Below are 15,390 nucleotides of genomic sequence, written 5' to 3' on the forward strand. Positions count from 1 at the left end.
CGGCCGCTTACTGGATGTCTACGTGATCGATTTCCACGACGTGGCCAGGACCGGCATCGAACAGCACGTAGAACTCGCCATTGGGCCGCTTGAACGTGAGCTTGGAATCCTGGTCCAGCTTGCCCGGCACAAGGATCTGCTCATCGTAGGAGATCACGTCCATGGTGACGCCCGCGGCGCCGCTGCCGTCGGAAAAGCCGCCGGTGCACTGGATCTGCTCCTTGCCCTCGGCCTTGCATTCGGCCATGGGATTGTGCGCCAGGGCGGCGGTGCTGGCGCTCAGCAGGGCGCCAAGCAGCGCGGCGCGGACGCCGTTCGCGAAAAACGCATTCATTGTTTAGCTCCTTGTTTCTTCAGCCATTCGGCGGTGACGGGCGACGCCGTGGCGATGGGCCAGGCGGCCTGATGCATCGATCCGTCCCAGCCTTCCACGGTGATCCACAGATCAGCGTCCGGGGCGGTCCGCGGCGGGATCGGCACGGTGGCGAACGCCCGGTGGGGACTGCCAAAGAAGATCGAACCCGCGGCGCGCAGGCTGCGCGGCTTGCCGACACGCACGTAGACCGCGCGGATCTGTTTCTCGCAGCCGGCGCACTGGGCCATCGTGAAAGTCTTGACCATGCCGGCCGGATCCGACTTGGGCGGTTGGACCTGCCATTCGGCAAACTGCAGCTTCCAGGGGCCCACCTGCACGTCGCCGGCGGGGCGCTGGCCCAGCCCCATCAACCCGCGCGACAGCGCCAGATTCTCGAAATACTTCGGGACATAGATGATGGGCAGGATGAGCAGCAGCGCGCTCAGGTGGAACCGCCAGCGGCGCCAGATACTGGTCTTGGGCGCCGCGGCGTCCAGCGTTGCGGTCTTGCTCATTCGGTCACCTCGCGAGCGGCGGAACGGTCGGCGCGCGCGGGGCGCAGCGCCTTGGCGGTGGCTTGCGCGGTGCGCTTGGTCCAGATCAGCAGGCCGCTGAGCGACATCATCGTCAGCAGCAGGCCGAACAGGAACCACACCACCTTCAGCCAGAAGCCGCCGAAGTCGCCCGTGTGCAGCGGCCGCATGGATTCGGTGAAGAACTCCAGGCCATTGCGATCCGACAGGCGGCGCACTTCCTCGACATCGCCGTTGTACGGGTTGATCTTGGCGTACTGGAACATCAGGGGATAGGCGCCCCGGCCTGATATGGTGATCGGGTCATAGGCGTTGCCGGGGAAGAACACGTGCTGCGTGTCCAGGCCGGGCAATTCGCGTTCGGCGATGGCGACGACCTCATCGAGCGGCAAGCGCTTGACGGTTTGGCCGGGCGCCACGGTGGGCACCTGGTCGCGCGCCACGACGGCGGGCACGCCTTGCGTGGAGATGGTCGTGGCGGTATCGCCCAGCACCGCCTGCACCAGGAACCAGATCGCGCTGATCGAAATCAGCAGGATGAACCAGACGGACCACAGGCCGGACAGGCGGTGGAAGTCGCCCCAGAAAATGCGCGCGCCCTGTCCGACGCGCAGGCGCGGCTTCTGGAAATACGCGCGCCAGAAGCGCTTGTAGACGACAAGGCCCGTGATCAGCGACGCCAGCATCGGCAGCGACAGCAGGGAAACCAGGTACCAGCCCCAGCTGTAGCCGTTGTTGAACGGAATCAGCAGCCAGCCGTGCAGCGCGCGCATGAACTGTCGAAGATCGAAGCTCAGGGCAGGGCCCTGCACCACGCCGGTATAGGGATTGACGTAGATCGACGTGAACCGCGCGCCCGGATAGCCAACAGCTGCGGTCAGGGCGAATTGGGATTCCTCGGGCCAGGACAGGCGCTGCACCGAAGCCTGGGGCTCCTGCTTGGCGATGGAGTCAATCAGCGCCTGGTATCCCATGCGGGGCGTGTCGGCGTCGGGCGCTTGGGCGCGCACTGCGGGGTTGATGAGCCAGACGATTTCCTGGCTGATGACGGCGATGGTTCCGGTCGCACAGATGAAGAAAAGGAACACCCAGATTGGCAGAGCCAGCCAACTGTGTACTAAGAACCATAATTTGGAGCGCGATGGCTTGGCCATTCAGAAGCTGTCCCGTGTGCAAGGCATGTGGTCCCATTTAAGGGAGGTGTCAGGCGGAATTCTAGCAATAATAAGTCTCAATTGTCTTAAACGGCTGCGTTCCGCCCCTGGCGGACAACGTCTTCTGAAGGCCATTCCTTCCGATCGGAACGGGGAGCCACGGTTACAATGCGCGCTTGGCGACGGAATCGGCCGCCGCCGGGAATGAGTGCATGCGCGCCCGATCTTCCTGTAGACCCCCTCGCATTGCGTGCGCCACCACACTGGCGCACCTGCTGCTGCTTGTCTTGCTGGCAGCGCGCGCGTTCGTGCCCGTGGGGTACATGCCCGACGTACAGGCGCTGCAGCAGGGGCGTCTGGCCCTTGGCTTCTGCGCGGCCGGCGGCGGGGCGTTTCCGGGTATGGCCCTGCGGCCCGTCCAGGATGCGCATGCGGAAGCTCACGGGCTGGCGCATGCTGATCCGCATCATGGACACCACGGCCACGAAGGGCAGACGGGACAGTCGGGCCATGTCGCAGCCGGCCAGGAATGTCCATTCGGAATCAGCGCGCACCAGGCGCTGATGCTTCCTCCCGCCATCGCGCTGGCTCCCGTGCTGCTGCGCGGTTTCGTCCAGGCACCGCGTCTGTCCGACAGCCCGCGTCCGCCCATGCCGGCCGCCGGGCCGCCGCTGGGGCAACGGGCCCCGCCTCGAACCTTCGGATGACCTTCGTCGCCGTGCGCGCGCCGCGCGCACGATTGCCGCCCACCGCGGGCGGCGTCCGTTGTTTTCGAGTACACCATGTCCACACAAATCCTGGATACTCCCAGCGCATCGGCGCGGGCGCGGTCCGCGAGCGGCAGCGCGTTGCTCGCGCTGATCACGCGGCTGCATTTCTACGTTGGACTGTTCGTCGGTCCTTTCATCCTGGTCGCCGCGGTGACCGGCACGCTTTTCGTGCTGACGCCGCAGATTGAAAACCTGATCTACGCGGACCAGATCCGCACGGCTTCCACCGGCCCGGCCCGCCCCCTTGCGGATCAGGTTGAGGCCGCACAACGTCGCATCGGTCCGGGTCCGCGCCTGTTCGCCGTGCGGCCCGCGCCGGGCCCCGGCGAGACCACCCGTGTCATGTTCACCCAGGCCGGTATGGGCGATTCCGAAAGCCGCGCGCTGTTCGTCGACCCCGTCACGCTGCAGATCCAGGGTGACATGATCGTCTACGGCACCAGCGGCACGCTGCCGTTCCGGACCACGCTGGACTACCTGCACCGCAACCTGATGCTGGGCGAAGTGGGCCGCAACTACAGCGAACTGGCTGCCTCGTGGCTGTGGCTGGCCACCCTGGGCGGCGTCGTCCTGTGGTTTGCGAAGCGCGGACGGGACAGGGCGTCAGCCGCGCGCAGCCCGCGGCTGCGCGCCCGCCGGTGGCATGGCCTGCTGGGCCTTTGGGTGGGCATCGGGCTGCTGTTCCTGTCCGCCACGGGCCTGACGTGGTCGAACTGGGCGGGGGCCCGCGTGGATCAGCTGCGCGCACAGCTTGGCTGGATCACGCCGTCGGTCTCCATGAAGCTTCCGGGCGCCGCCGGCGCCGGCATGCCGGCGCCGGGCGAGCACGCGGATCATCACGGCGGGCACCATGACCACGCCGCGATGGCGCCAGCCGCGGCTGATATCCCGGCCGGCTTCGATCGCGTGGTGCAGGCCGCGCGCCAGGGCGGCATCGACAGCAACCAACTTGAGATCCGTCCGCCGCGCGCCGCCGACCAGGCCTGGCTGGTGCGCGAAGTCGACCGCTCATGGCCCACGCAGGTCGACACCATTGCTGTCGACCCCACCACCTATGCCATCACGAGCCGGGCGGACTTCGACACGTTCCCGCTCATCGCCAAGCTGATCCGGTGGGGCGTGGACATGCACATGGGCATCCTCTTCGGATGGCCGAATCAGCTATTGATGGCCGCCATCGGGATCGCGCTGACGACGATGATCATCCTGGGCTACCGAATGTGGTGGCTGCGCCGCCCGGCCGCAGGCGCCACAAGCCAGACACTGACGCAGGCATGGGCCGAGCTGTCCTGGCCGGGCCGTATCGCGGCCGCCGCCGTGGCGGTGGCGCTGGGCTGGTGCCTGCCGGTAATGGGCGTGAGCCTGTTGGTGTTCCTGGTTGTTGACGTGGTGCGCTGGCGTGCGGCGAGACCGGCGGCCAACGTCGCTTGATCTGCATCAACGGGCGGCGCAGATTGCCGCCGCCCGGCCTGCGCAGGCCCTGGATTTACGCCAAATCGGCGTTGTCCTGCGTGCTACCATCTGCGCCGTCAAGGGGATGCTGATGCACTGGTGCGCCACCACAGGTAGACGATGGATTTCGCTGTTCGCAGCGGTCCTCTTCGTCTTTCAGGCGCTGATCGCATCCTCGGCGCTGGCCGCTCCCCGCAGCGGAGCCGGAAGCGCAGGCGCCACCACCATCATCTGCACGGCCAGCGGGCCGCGCGTCGTCTCATTGGATATCGCAGGCGCCGACCAAGGCGAGCAGCACAGCGGCGCCTTGCCGCATTGCTGCGTTGCCGGCTGCGCCATGCTGGGCGGCGCGACGCTGCCCGAACTCTGGCTGCTGGCGTGGCTGCTTCCCACGCTTGCGCAACCCGATGCGGCGGCCCCTGCGGTCGTCTCTCATTTCTCCAGCGCAGTCGCCCGGTTGCAGCAGCAGCCGCGCGCACCGCCGCACTTCGCCTGACGGACCGCTATTAAGCATCACCGGTCTGCATCGCGCCGCCCATGCCGGGCGCGCGACGCGCCGTCCGTCAGCGGAATCCCGATACGTCGCGTCTGGCATGGCCCCGTTGTGGGCGCCATGCGCCTGGCTGCGCCTGTCGCATCGGCAAATCCGCGGGACACCGGATCACTGAATTCAACGATCCCAGATGGTCGAGATCCCGATATGTGCATCAAACAGCAATTTTTACGCATGACCTGCCTGGCCGCCGCAGTGGCCGCCACTTTCCCCGCATGGGGCCAATCGGCGGCCGACGGCGTCGCCACGATGGACCCCGTGGTCATCATGGGCGTGGCGCCCAGCGCGCCCCTGACCTTCACCACGGATCCAAAGCTTCCGCGCCAGCCGCTGCCGGCCAGCGACGGCACCGACTACCTCAAGACCATCCCCGGCTTTTCGGCGGTGCGCAACGGCGGCACCAATGGCGATCCTATATTGCGCGGCATGTTCGGATCCCGGCTGAACATCCTGACCAACGGCACCTCCATGCCGGGCGCGTGCCCGGCGCGCATGGATGCCCCCAGCTCCTATATTTCTCCGGAAAACTTCGACGAGCTCACGGTCATCAAGGGACCGCAGACCGTGTTGTGGGGGCCGGGCGCCTCGGCAGGCACCATCCGCTTCGACCGCGACACGCCCCAGTTCACCGAGGCGGGCGTGCGCTTTGACGGCAGCCTGGTGGGCGGCTCGTTCGGGCGCAACGACCAGACAGCGGACCTGACCGTCGGCAACGAAAAGGTCTACACCCGCATCACGGCCAACCATTCGCACTCTCAGGACTACAAGGACGGCGATGGCAACACCGTGCCGTCTCGCTGGGACAAGTGGAACGCGGATGTCACGCTGGGCTTTACGCCGGATGCGGACACGCTGTATGAACTGACGGCGGGCACCGGCGACGGCGAGGCGCGCTACGCCGGGCGCGGCATGGATGGCTCTCAGTTCAAGCGCGAAAGCTTCGGGCTGCGCTTTGAAAAGCGAAACATCGGGCCGGTGCTGAACCAGGTCGAGGCGCAGCTCTACTACAACTACGCCGACCACGTCATGGACAACTACACGCTGCGCGCGCCGGATCCGTCCAGCGCCATGTCGATGGCGATGGCCGCGGACGTGGACCGCGCCACCTGGGGCGGCCGTTTCGCCAGCACGTGGAACCTTGCGGAAAATCTGGGCCTGGTGGCCGGCCTGGACTTCCAGCAGAGCCGCCATCGGTCCCGCAGCGGCACGGACAGCATGTCCTACCGCAATCAGCCGTGGGTCAAGGATGCCGACTTTTCCAACACCGGCGTATTCGGCGAGCTGACCTGGCGGGCGGCGGCCGACAGCCGCGTCATCGGCGGCGCGCGGGTGGACTGGGCGTCGGCAAAGGACTTCCGGCAAACCACCGGCGGCATGATGCCCATGCCCAATCCCACCGCCAACGAGCGCCGGAGCGACACGCTGCCCAGCGGCTTCCTGCGTTATGAAAAAGACCTGGCTGCGCTGCCCGCCACGGTGTACATCGGCCTTGGCCACGTGGAACGCTTTCCAGATTACTGGGAACTGTTTTCCCCCGATCAGGGGCCGGCCGGTTCCGTCAACGCGTTCCAGGGCGTCAAGCCGGAAAAAACTACCCAGCTGGATTTCGGAGCGCAATACAGGACGGAATCGCTGGACGTCTGGTTCTCGGGTTACGCGGGCTATGTGAACGACTTCATCCTGTTCAATTACACGTCGGGCGGGATGATGGGAGCGTCATCGCAGGCCACCAACGTGGATGCCCGGATATTCGGTGGAGAATTCGGCACCTCTTATGCCATAACGCCCACCTGGAAGCTGGGCGCGACGCTGGCCTACGCCTGGGCCCAGAACCGCAGCGACGGCCGCCCGCTGCCTCAAATTCCACCGCTGGAAGCCAAGCTCAGCGCGGCCTACGACGATGGCACGTGGTCGGCTGGCGCGTTGTGGCGCATCGTCGCGCCGCAAAATCGCTACGCGCTTAACGAAGGCAACGTCGTCGGCAAGGATTTCGGACCCAGCGCGGGTTTCGGCGTCTTTTCCGTCAACGCCGGTTATGTGGTGAGCCGGAACGTGAAGCTTGCGCTGGGCGTGGACAACCTGTTCGACAGGACCTACAGCGAACACCTGAACCTGGCCGGCAACGCGGGTTTCGGCTATCCGGCCAACACGGCGGTGAACGAACCCGGACGCCGCGTGTGGGCCCGGGTCAGCATCAAATACTGATCCGTAGCGGGGTTGGGCACGCTACTTGCTCCTGCCGTGACGTAGGTCTTTCAAAGTCCCCTGGAGAAGCGTCATGAAAGAATTCACGTACAACGCAGGTTCGGCCACCCCCGCGCAACTGAGTGTTGGCGAACGTCGCGCATTGCGCACCCTTGCCGCAGCCCAGCAGCTGCTGCATCCGGAGCGGGAGCAGGCGCCGTCGATGTCCACGGTAGAGGCGGAACTGGCGAGCTATGTCAGGGAGACCTACCGCCCCCGCGCCGCGTGGTAGTGGGCAACCCGGGCGCCGGCATCCCGGTGCCCGGGTTCAGTCTGCGATCGGGGCTCGCATCACCAGCGCCGTGATCGTATGGTTTTTCCAGAACACCTGATGGATGCGGGGCAGCAGGGCCTTCAGCTCTGCTTCCGTCGCGCCATCGAACGTAACCAGCACCGCCGGGCGTGCGCCCTCGCTCGGTACGCGCTGCACCCGGTCCAGTGGCGGGAATCCGTATTTCAACAAGAACGAACGGATGTCGTCGTCCGACGTGCTCTCTTCGACTTGATTGATCAGCAGGGCTGCCATGAGGAATTCCTTTGCAAGTCAGAATTTTTCGGCCACGAAGCGGAACGGGTGGTCGGGCTCGGTGTAGCCCTTGTCCTTCTGCCGCTTGGGCAGTTTGACCTTTTCCTTGGGCGGGGCCGTATAGGGAATGTGGTCCAGCAGGTGGCTGATGATATTCAGGCGCACCCGCTTTTTATCGTTGGAACGCCCCACGAACCAGGGAGACGCCGACGTGTCGGTGGCTCGGAACATGTCGTCGCGGGCACGGGAATAGTCGTACCAGCGGCTGTACGAATCCAGGTCCATCTTCGTCAGCTTCCACGTCTTGCGCTCGTCATTGATGCGCGACTGCAGCCGGCGGGTCTGTTCTTCTTCGCTGACTTCCAGCCAGTATTTGAACAACAGGATGCCGGAGTCGATCATCACCCGTTCGACAAGCGGCACGGCCTTCAGGAACACGTCGACCTGCGCCTGCGTGCAGAATCCCATTACCCGTTCCACCCCGGCGCGGTTGTACCAGCTGCGGTCGAAGATCACCACTTCGCCGGCCGCGGGCAGGTGCGGCAGATAGCGTTGCATGTACATCTGGGATTTTTCGCGCTCGGTGGGCGCGGGCAGGGCGACCACCCGGAAGACACGGGGGCTGACGCGCTCGGTGATGGCCTTGATCGTGCCGCCTTTGCCGGCGCCATCCCGGCCTTCGAACACGATGCAGACTTTCGCCCCCGTATGCACCACCCATTCCTGCAGCTTGACCAGCTCGACATGCAGGCGAGCCAGTTCATTTTCGTACTCCCTCTTGGACAAAGCGCCTGATTCAGTCGCGTCAGGGGCGTTTTTGCCCTTCTCGTTCTTGTCCTTCCTCTTGTCAGCCATCGTCGCGCTCCGGTAGTCCAGCAACGGGGGAAGGGCGCTCGCCGGCGCCGCTTGGTCTTTTGAATATATTTCCGAATGCCGGTCACCAGTCGCTCTGGTTACAAACAGAAATTGGGGAGCGAATTCGGGTTTGTCATAGGGGCCGGGCGGCCATCGGTTTTCCCCGGGCACGCCACTTGCTGGCCTGACCAGCGGCCACGATTCCGATGGCCTTACCGAACCCGAGGGGACGCATATGGAACCGAAGACTTCCGTTGGGCAGCCATCCTTTCAGGACAACGCTGTAGAAGCGACTTCCACACCGGACGACCTGCCACCAGGCCCGGCAGACGGAAAGGGCGGCGCAGCAAGCACGCCTGCGCCCGTCAAACCTACTGACGCCAGCGAGAACGCGCAAGGCAACGAATTCCGGGACGAAGACATGGAGCCTTCCGACGAAGGAACGCCCAGCGCTGAAACCCCTGCCGGCCCGGCCGGCGCTCGCCGCTAGAAGACCCAAGGAGATTGGCAATGATCAAGAAGAACGCAACGCTTTCCTTGGCCGTCCTGTTGGGTGCGGCGTTTGGTGCGCCACAGGCGCACGCGCAGGGCGCCCCGCAATCCGTGACCGAGGTCCGCGTCGACGTCGCCAAGGTGGAGGCGGGCTACCGAGCCTCGAAAATCATCGGGGCGACTGTCTACAACGGCAAGAAGGAAAAGATCGGCACCGTGGACGACTTGATCCTGGGGCCGCCCGATTGGGCGCCGTACGCCGTGCTGTCGGTTGGAGGCCTGTTGGGCGTGGGGAACCACCTTGTGACCGTGCCGCTGTCGAAGATGCAGGTGGCCGGCGATCAGTTCCAACTGCCTGACGCCACCAAGGACACGCTCAAGGCGTTGCCGGAATTCAAGTACGCCAAGTAGCCGCGCCGCCCGGCGGGCGCTCGTTCGATAGCGATATTCAACAGGAGGCTCCATGCAGATTGAACCCATGGTCGAAACGTCCCGAGTCGAAGCCCGTTCCCCGTCGCTGCTGCGGCAGCTTCGCAGCATCGATGCACGCCGGCCGGATTTTCCGGGCGAACACCTGATCGTCCTGGGCGTCGGCATGCTGTTGATGCTGGCGGGCATGCGCAGCCGCACCCTCCTGAGGCGCACCGTGATCACGGCCGCGGGCACTGCGCTGGTGGGAAGGGCGGCCAGCGGCACCGGGGGCGTCGCCCGAGTCGCTCGCGTCGTCAAGCGCCTGGGCTGATCGGAGCAACAGGAAGGAGGCTGTCATGGCATCGAGAACCATATGGAAGGGGGCGATCTCCTTCGGCCTGGTACATATTCCCGTGGGCCTGCATACTGCGACAAGCGAGTCCGGCGTCGACTTCGACTGGCTGGACAAGCGCTCGATGGACCCGGTGGGCTACAAGCGGATCAACAAGCGCACCGGCAAGGAGATCGACAAGGAGAACATCGTCAAGGGCGTGGAGTACGAAGACGGGCAGTACGTCATCGTGTCGCCCGAAGAGATCGCCGAAGCCTATCCCCGCACCACGCAGACGATCGAAATCCAGCAGTTCGTGGATGCAGCCGGCGTGTCATTCGTCTACCTGGAGCGCCCCTACTATGTGGCGCCCATCAACAAGGGCCACAAGGTGTATGCCTTGTTGCGCGACACGCTGGTCAAGACCGGCAAGATCGGCATCGCCAAGGTGGTGATCCAGACCAAGCAGCATCTGGCGGCGCTGATTCCGTCGGGCGACGCGCTGGTGCTCAACCTGATGCGCTGGGGCGACGAGGTCAAATCGCTGGAAGGGCTGGACCTGCCCAAGGCCGGCGCCAAGAACATGAGTCCGAGCCCCAGTGAAATGAAGATGGCGAAGATGCTGGTGGACGACATGTCGGGCGACTGGGATCCCGAGGTCTACAAAGACGAGTTCAAGGCCGCCGTGATGGAGCTGGTGGAAAAGAAGGCGCGCGCCGGCAAGACCGAAACCGTCATCGAACCGCAGGAAGAGTCCCCGGCCTACGCCGACAACGTCATCGACCTGACCGAACTGCTGCAACGCAGCCTGAAGGGAGGCAAGCGAGGCGGCGGGGGCGGCCGTGGCGGCAAGGAATCGGCTTCGGACAGCGAATCAACTGGCGGCGCCGCCAAAAAGACGGCCGCGCGCAAGGCTCCCGCCAAGAAAGCGGCCGCCAAGAAGACCGCGGCCAAATCAGCCAAGACGGCCGGCAAGGCGCGCAAGGCGGCGTGACCATGGCCGACACGCTCAAGAAGTACCGGGAAAAGCGCAATTTCGACGTGACGTCGGAACCGGCGGGGGGCGGAGACGCCAATGAGAACGCCCGGGCTTTCGTCATCCAGAAACACTGGGCCAGCCGGCTGCACTATGACTTCCGCCTTGAGCTGGACGGCGCGATGAAGAGCTGGGCGGTGCCCAAGGGGCCTTGCTACGATCCCGCCGTCAAGCGCATGGCCGTGCAGGTGGAAGATCATCCCATTGCGTACAACCAGTTCGAAGGCCAGATTCCCGAAGGGCAGTACGGCGCCGGCAAAGTCATCATCTGGGACGAGGGCACCTGGGCGCCGGTCGGCGATGCGCGCAAGGGCTACCGCGACGGGCATCTCAAATTCGACCTGCAAGGGGTCAAGATGCAGGGGCGTTGGGCCCTGATCCGGCTGAAAGGCAAGGAAACCGAAAAGCAGCCGCCGTGGCTATTGGTCAAGGACCGCGACGAGTTCGCCCGCGGTGAACGCGAGTTCAGCGTGGTGGACGAGATGCCGGACAGCGTTGTCCCGCTGCGCGCCAAGGCCAAGCCCAAACTCAAACCACAATCCAAAGCCGCGTCCAAGGCTGGCAGCAAAGGATCAACGCCCGCAGACGGCGGCGAAGGCCAGGACGACGCCCGTCTGCCCGGTGAGGCTGCCGAGCTGCCGCCGGTGCTCAAGCCGCAATTGGCCACGCTGGTCGACGGCGTGCCCAGCCACGCGTCGGACTGGCTGTACGAAATGAAGTTCGACGGCTATCGGCTGATGGTCCGGATCGAGGGCGACGACGTTCGTCTATACACCCGCAACGGTCACGACTGGAGCGCAAAGCTCCCGCACCTGGTGGAAGCATTTCGCGCGCTGCCGGCGAAGTGGGCCTGGGTGGACGGCGAAATCGTGATGCTGGACCGCGACGGCATTCCCAATTTCCAGTCGCTGCAAAATGCTTTCGACGGGCAGCGGACCCAGGACATCGTGTTCTACGCATTCGACCTGCCGTTCATCGGCGGCAGGGATCTGCGGCAGGAACCACTGACGGTGCGTCGCGCGCTGCTGCAGCAGTTGATGGACACAACCGAAGACGACCAGCTGCGTTTCAGCGAGGCGCTTGACGCGGCGCCTGCGGACCTGGTGGCGACCGCCTGCCGGATGGGGCTGGAGGGCATCATGGCCAAGCGCCTGTCTTCGTCCTATGCGTCACGCCGCAGCGATACCTGGGTCAAGGTCAAGTGCGCCCGGCGGCAGGAGTTCGCCATCGTGGGCTACACCGCGCCCAAGGGCGCGCGTGCCGGCCTGGGCGCGTTGCTGCTGGCCGTCAACGAGACGGACGGCGGCCTGCGCTATGCCGGCAAGGTCGGCACGGGCTTTGACGACCAGAGCCTGGTCTCGCTGCAAAAGCGCCTGTCGGCCATCGAAACGGACAGGAAGGCGGTGACGGGCGCTCCCGCGGGCGGCGGGGCGCGTTGGGTCAAGCCAGAGCTGATTGCCGAAGTTTCGTTCGGCGAATGGACCAGCGGTGGTCATATTCGACACTCGGTCTTCCGGGGTTTGCGGCAGGACAAGCCCGTGCGGGCCATTTCCCGCGAGAAGGCAGTGCCCGTCAAGGACATCGAAGACGCCGACGCGCCCGCCACGAAGACGGCAACCGGCGCGCGCGCCAAATCCAAATCGGCATCGGCTTCGAAATCCGCACCGAAATCCAGGACGGCGTCCGCAACTGCGTCCGCGACTGCGTCCGCACCAAAATCCGCATCGGCGTCCGTCTCGCCCGGGGGGCGTGGCAAGGGCGGCAAGCTCACCAATCCGGATCGCGTCATCGACCCGTCCACCAAGCTGACCAAGCTGGACCTGGCTCGCTACTATGGCCTGATTGCGCCGTTGATGCTGGAGCACCTGAAGGGCCGGCCGGTGTCGTTCTTGCGGGCGCCTGCTGGCATCCAGGGCGAGTTCTTCTTCCAGAAACACCTGGAAGCGGCGATGCCGGGCGTCAAGCCGCTACCCGCCAAGCTGGATCCCGACCATCCCCCGCTGCTTGAAGTGCCTACGCCCGAGGCCATCATGTCGGCGGTCCAGATGAATGTGGTGGAATTCCACACCTGGAACGCCGTCAAGACGTCCATCGACAAGCCGGACCGCATGCTGTTCGACCTGGACCCCGGGGAAGGCGTGGAATGGGCGACCATGCAACAGGCCGCACACCTGGTGCGTGTGCTGCTGCAGGAGATCGGGCTTGACGCCTGGCTGAAGACCAGCGGTGGCAAGGGACTTCACGTGGTGGTGCCGCTGCGCAAGCAGCACGGCTGGGACACGGTGAAGGCGTTTTCACAGGCGATCGTGCAGCATCTGGCCCGCACGTTGCCACAGATATTCGTCGCCAAAAGCGGGCCGAAGAACCGGGTAGGCAAGATCTTTGCCGATTACCTGCGCAACGGATTCGGGGCGACGACGGTGTCGGCCTGGTCGGCGCGCGCGCGACCCGGCCTGGGCGTATCGGTGCCGGTCACGTGGGAAGAACTGGAAAAACTCAGCGGCGGATCGCATTGGACGATCGCCAACATCCATGCCCGCCTGGACGCCGGCAATGAGCCATGGTCCGACTACACGCCGCAGTCGCTTGGCCGGGCCATGGCGGCGATGGACTTCGAACCATGACCGCGAGCGGCGTCCCTCCGTTTCCCGGACAGGGCGCAATTGCAGTTTGTTGCATATGCGGGGTCAGGGGTTGGCACAATGCCGGGAGCAGGCTCACCCCTATGCTGGATGGATCTCCGACGGAGGCTCCACATGCCCACGCACCTCACGCAATCAAGGCTGATGGACCGTCCGGACGGCTATGGTCCGGTCAGCCGCATTCTTCACTGGTTGATGGCGGCGCTGCTGGCCTGGCAGTTCGCCAGTGCGGCGGCCCGTCAATTCGCGCCGGACACGCCCATCGAAGACTTCTTCTGGTTCTCGCACACCTCGCTGGGATTGCTGTTGCTTGTCCTTGTCCTGGCGCGCGGCGCGTGGGCGTTGGCGAATGCGGGGCGGCGCCCCGACAGCGGGCTGTTGGCGGGTCTGGGGCATCTCGTCCTCTATCTGCTGATGATGGCCATCCCCACGCTCGGGTTGCTGCGCGCCTATGGCCGGGGAAGGGGCTATTCGGCGTTCGGCATCCAGGTGTTCCCGCCCCGGGACAGGGAAATCGAAAGCCTGGTCGAGCTTGCCAATGCCTGGCATGGCCTGCTGGGCTGGACGCTGATTGCGCTGGCCGCGGGTCATGTCTGCATGGCGTTTCTGCACCGCAGAGCGGATGGACGGCGCGTGCTGTCCTATATGACCAAAGGGCAATGAACCGAGGGCCAATGAACGGCCGGCGCTCCGGCCTGCACAGGAGGGAATCATGCAGCGGGATGAGCTCTTGGCACTGATGATCTCGGTGTCCGCTCCTGCGCCCAGGTTGGACGAATGGGATCGGGTGCTGTCGATCTACGCCGGCTATCTGGAGGGCGTCGCATCGAAACTGTCGGAAAAGGAGCTGGGCAACTTTATCGGCGCGGGGGCAATGTTCTACCGCACGCTGTGCCAGGCCGACGCCTATCGGCAGGAATCCGTGTGGGGCCGTCGCATGAAGGATGGTTAGCGCGCCGGAAGCCGCGACAGACGGGCGGGGGGCGGCTTCGTGCCCCTGACAGACCCCATGCAAACGTTTGCATAGGTACAGCGCTTGCTGGCCCGTCCGCACGAGCCACGAATTCGTGCGACGAATGATCCGCAACAAGGACGACCATGCTACGCAGACGGGTAAGACAGCCAATCAGCAGACACAGCCATCCGGCGGGGCCCGCGCCAGTGCCGGATTCGCCTCTGTCCGGATTGGCGCCGAAACCGCCGGAAAGCGCAGTCTGGGCCATCGGGGACGTGCATGGCTGCTGCCAATCGCTGGACGCCTTGCTGGCCAGCCCTGAAATTGCAGGGGATCCCGGGTGCCGATTCTGGTTCGTGGGAGACCTGGTCAACCGCGGCCCATCGTCGGCCGAGACGCTCCGGCGCATCATGGCGCTGGGCGAACGAGCCACGGTCGTGCTTGGCAATCACGATCTTCGGGCCTTGGCCATCGCGGCGGGCTGCCTGCGTCCCGATAGCCGCGACACCCTGGACGACCTTCTCGACGCCCCGGACGCCGACATCCTGCTGGATTGGCTGCGCGCGCAGCCGTTGATGCACGTCAGTGGCCGGCATGTCATGGTCCATGCCGGCTTGTATCCCAAATGGGACGTTCCCCAGGCGTTGCGGCTGGCCGGGCAAGTGGAAAGCCTGCTCCGCGACAGCGACTGGCGCCGTCACATGCGCACGCTCACCGGGCCCGCACCCCTGGCGTGGAATGCCAAGATGGATACACAGCGCCGGCTGCGCTTCATCGTCAGCGCATTCACAAGAATGCGGCTTTGCACCCGGGCCGCCGCGCTGGCGCCCGGCGCCAAAACGGCTCCCGGCAGTTGGCCCCGCGAAACCGTGCCCTGGTACGACCTGCCGCGCCAGGCCGGGGAGGACAAGACCATCGTGTTCGGCCACTGGGCGACGCTGGGACTCCTGGTGCGCACCGACGTGGTGTGCCTGGATACGGCCTGCGTGACGGGCGGGCCGTTGACGGCTTACCGATTGTCGGACCGCAAGCTGGTCCAGGCGACCCGCGAGGCGCTTGCCCAGGTCGCCTGACCTCTCGT

General features: G+C 65.3%; 17 protein-coding genes. 12 read left to right on the forward strand and 5 right to left on the reverse strand.

Features of this window, described 5'->3' with window-relative positions:
* Positions 1–7: 7 nt before the first annotated feature.
* The 3 genes from RT614_RS04460 to RT614_RS04470 are packed head-to-tail and all read right to left on the reverse strand — an operon-like array spanning position 8 to position 2,042.
* Positions 8–334 carry a hypothetical protein gene (locus RT614_RS04460; protein ID WP_313620562.1) on the reverse strand — a complete coding sequence of 109 codons (327 nt, stop codon included), beginning with the start codon at positions 332–334 and terminating at the stop codon, positions 8–10.
* Complete coding sequence (locus RT614_RS04465; RefSeq protein WP_313620564.1) at positions 331–870, reverse strand: thiamine pyrophosphate-binding protein; 540 nt, start codon at positions 868–870, stop codon at positions 331–333. Before RT614_RS04465 ends, RT614_RS04460 begins: the two co-directional genes overlap by 4 nt.
* Positions 867–2,042, reverse strand: a complete 1,176-nt coding sequence (locus RT614_RS04470; RefSeq protein WP_313620566.1) for a PepSY domain-containing protein — start codon at positions 2,040–2,042, stop codon at positions 867–869. The genes RT614_RS04465 and RT614_RS04470 overlap by 4 nt, the downstream gene beginning before the upstream one ends.
* 212 nt (positions 2,043–2,254) lie before the next feature.
* Here RT614_RS04470 and RT614_RS04475 point away from each other — a divergent pair, with 212 nt between their 5' ends.
* The 5 genes from RT614_RS04475 to RT614_RS04495 all read left to right on the forward strand — a co-directional run bounded on the left by RT614_RS04475 (position 2,255) and on the right by RT614_RS04495 (position 7,293).
* Positions 2,255–2,749 (forward strand): DUF2946 family protein, encoded by a 495-nt coding sequence (locus RT614_RS04475; protein ID WP_313620567.1) that lies wholly within the window; start codon positions 2,255–2,257, stop codon positions 2,747–2,749.
* Positions 2,750–2,824: 75 nt separating this feature from the next.
* Positions 2,825–4,243, forward strand: coding sequence for a PepSY-associated TM helix domain-containing protein (locus tag RT614_RS04480; protein ID WP_313620568.1), 1,419 nt, complete (start codon positions 2,825–2,827; stop codon positions 4,241–4,243).
* A 112-nt stretch (positions 4,244–4,355) separates the two neighbouring features.
* Positions 4,356–4,760 (forward strand): DUF2946 family protein, encoded by a 405-nt coding sequence (locus RT614_RS04485; protein ID WP_313620569.1) that lies wholly within the window; start codon positions 4,356–4,358, stop codon positions 4,758–4,760.
* Between the two features lie 204 nt (positions 4,761–4,964).
* On the forward strand, positions 4,965–7,022 hold the full coding sequence (locus RT614_RS04490; protein WP_313620571.1) for a TonB-dependent copper receptor: 2,058 nt from the start codon (positions 4,965–4,967) through the stop codon (positions 7,020–7,022).
* A gap of 73 nt (positions 7,023–7,095) precedes the next feature.
* Positions 7,096–7,293 carry a hypothetical protein gene (locus tag RT614_RS04495; RefSeq protein ID WP_313620572.1) on the forward strand — a complete coding sequence of 66 codons (198 nt, stop codon included), beginning with the start codon at positions 7,096–7,098 and terminating at the stop codon, positions 7,291–7,293.
* A gap of 36 nt (positions 7,294–7,329) precedes the next feature.
* On the opposite strand, the gene RT614_RS04500 is transcribed toward RT614_RS04495, so the two are convergent.
* Together RT614_RS04500 and ppk2 are read right to left on the reverse strand one after the other, a co-directional pair.
* Entirely contained in the window at positions 7,330–7,587 is a 258-nt protein-coding gene (locus tag RT614_RS04500; RefSeq protein ID WP_313620574.1) for an RNA-binding protein, read from the reverse strand.
* A gap of 18 nt (positions 7,588–7,605) precedes the next feature.
* On the reverse strand, positions 7,606–8,442 hold the full coding sequence (gene ppk2 / locus RT614_RS04505) for a polyphosphate kinase 2 (protein WP_313620575.1): 837 nt from the start codon (positions 8,440–8,442) through the stop codon (positions 7,606–7,608).
* A gap of 510 nt (positions 8,443–8,952) precedes the next feature.
* On the opposite strand from ppk2, the gene RT614_RS04510 reads away from it, so the two are divergent.
* The 7 genes from RT614_RS04510 to RT614_RS04540 all read left to right on the forward strand — a co-directional run bounded on the left by RT614_RS04510 (position 8,953) and on the right by RT614_RS04540 (position 15,382).
* Complete coding sequence (locus RT614_RS04510; protein WP_313620576.1) at positions 8,953–9,345, forward strand: PRC-barrel domain-containing protein; 393 nt, start codon at positions 8,953–8,955, stop codon at positions 9,343–9,345.
* A gap of 52 nt (positions 9,346–9,397) precedes the next feature.
* The gene (locus RT614_RS04515; RefSeq protein ID WP_313620578.1) at positions 9,398–9,676 is read left to right on the forward strand and encodes a hypothetical protein; all 279 of its coding nucleotides are present in this window, start codon (positions 9,398–9,400) and stop codon (positions 9,674–9,676) included.
* 25 nt (positions 9,677–9,701) lie between these two features.
* Positions 9,702–10,670, forward strand: a complete 969-nt coding sequence (locus tag RT614_RS04520; protein ID WP_313620579.1) for a Ku protein — start codon at positions 9,702–9,704, stop codon at positions 10,668–10,670.
* 2 nt (positions 10,671–10,672) lie between these two features.
* Entirely contained in the window at positions 10,673–13,336 is a 2,664-nt protein-coding gene (gene ligD, locus RT614_RS04525; RefSeq protein ID WP_313620580.1) for a DNA ligase D, read from the forward strand.
* A 132-nt stretch (positions 13,337–13,468) separates the two neighbouring features.
* Positions 13,469–14,017 (forward strand): cytochrome b, encoded by a 549-nt coding sequence (locus RT614_RS04530; RefSeq protein ID WP_313620582.1) that lies wholly within the window; start codon positions 13,469–13,471, stop codon positions 14,015–14,017.
* Between the two features lie 49 nt (positions 14,018–14,066).
* On the forward strand, positions 14,067–14,306 hold the full coding sequence (locus RT614_RS04535) for a DNA-3-methyladenine glycosylase (protein WP_313620583.1): 240 nt from the start codon (positions 14,067–14,069) through the stop codon (positions 14,304–14,306).
* Positions 14,307–14,515: 209 nt separating this feature from the next.
* On the forward strand, positions 14,516–15,382 hold the full coding sequence (locus RT614_RS04540; RefSeq protein WP_313620584.1) for a symmetrical bis(5'-nucleosyl)-tetraphosphatase: 867 nt from the start codon (positions 14,516–14,518) through the stop codon (positions 15,380–15,382).
* The last annotated feature ends 8 nt before the right edge of the window (positions 15,383–15,390 follow it).

It is taken from the genome of Achromobacter sp. (genome assembly GCF_032102605.1).
Taxonomy (GTDB): Bacteria; Pseudomonadota; Gammaproteobacteria; order Burkholderiales; family Burkholderiaceae_B; genus Achromobacter.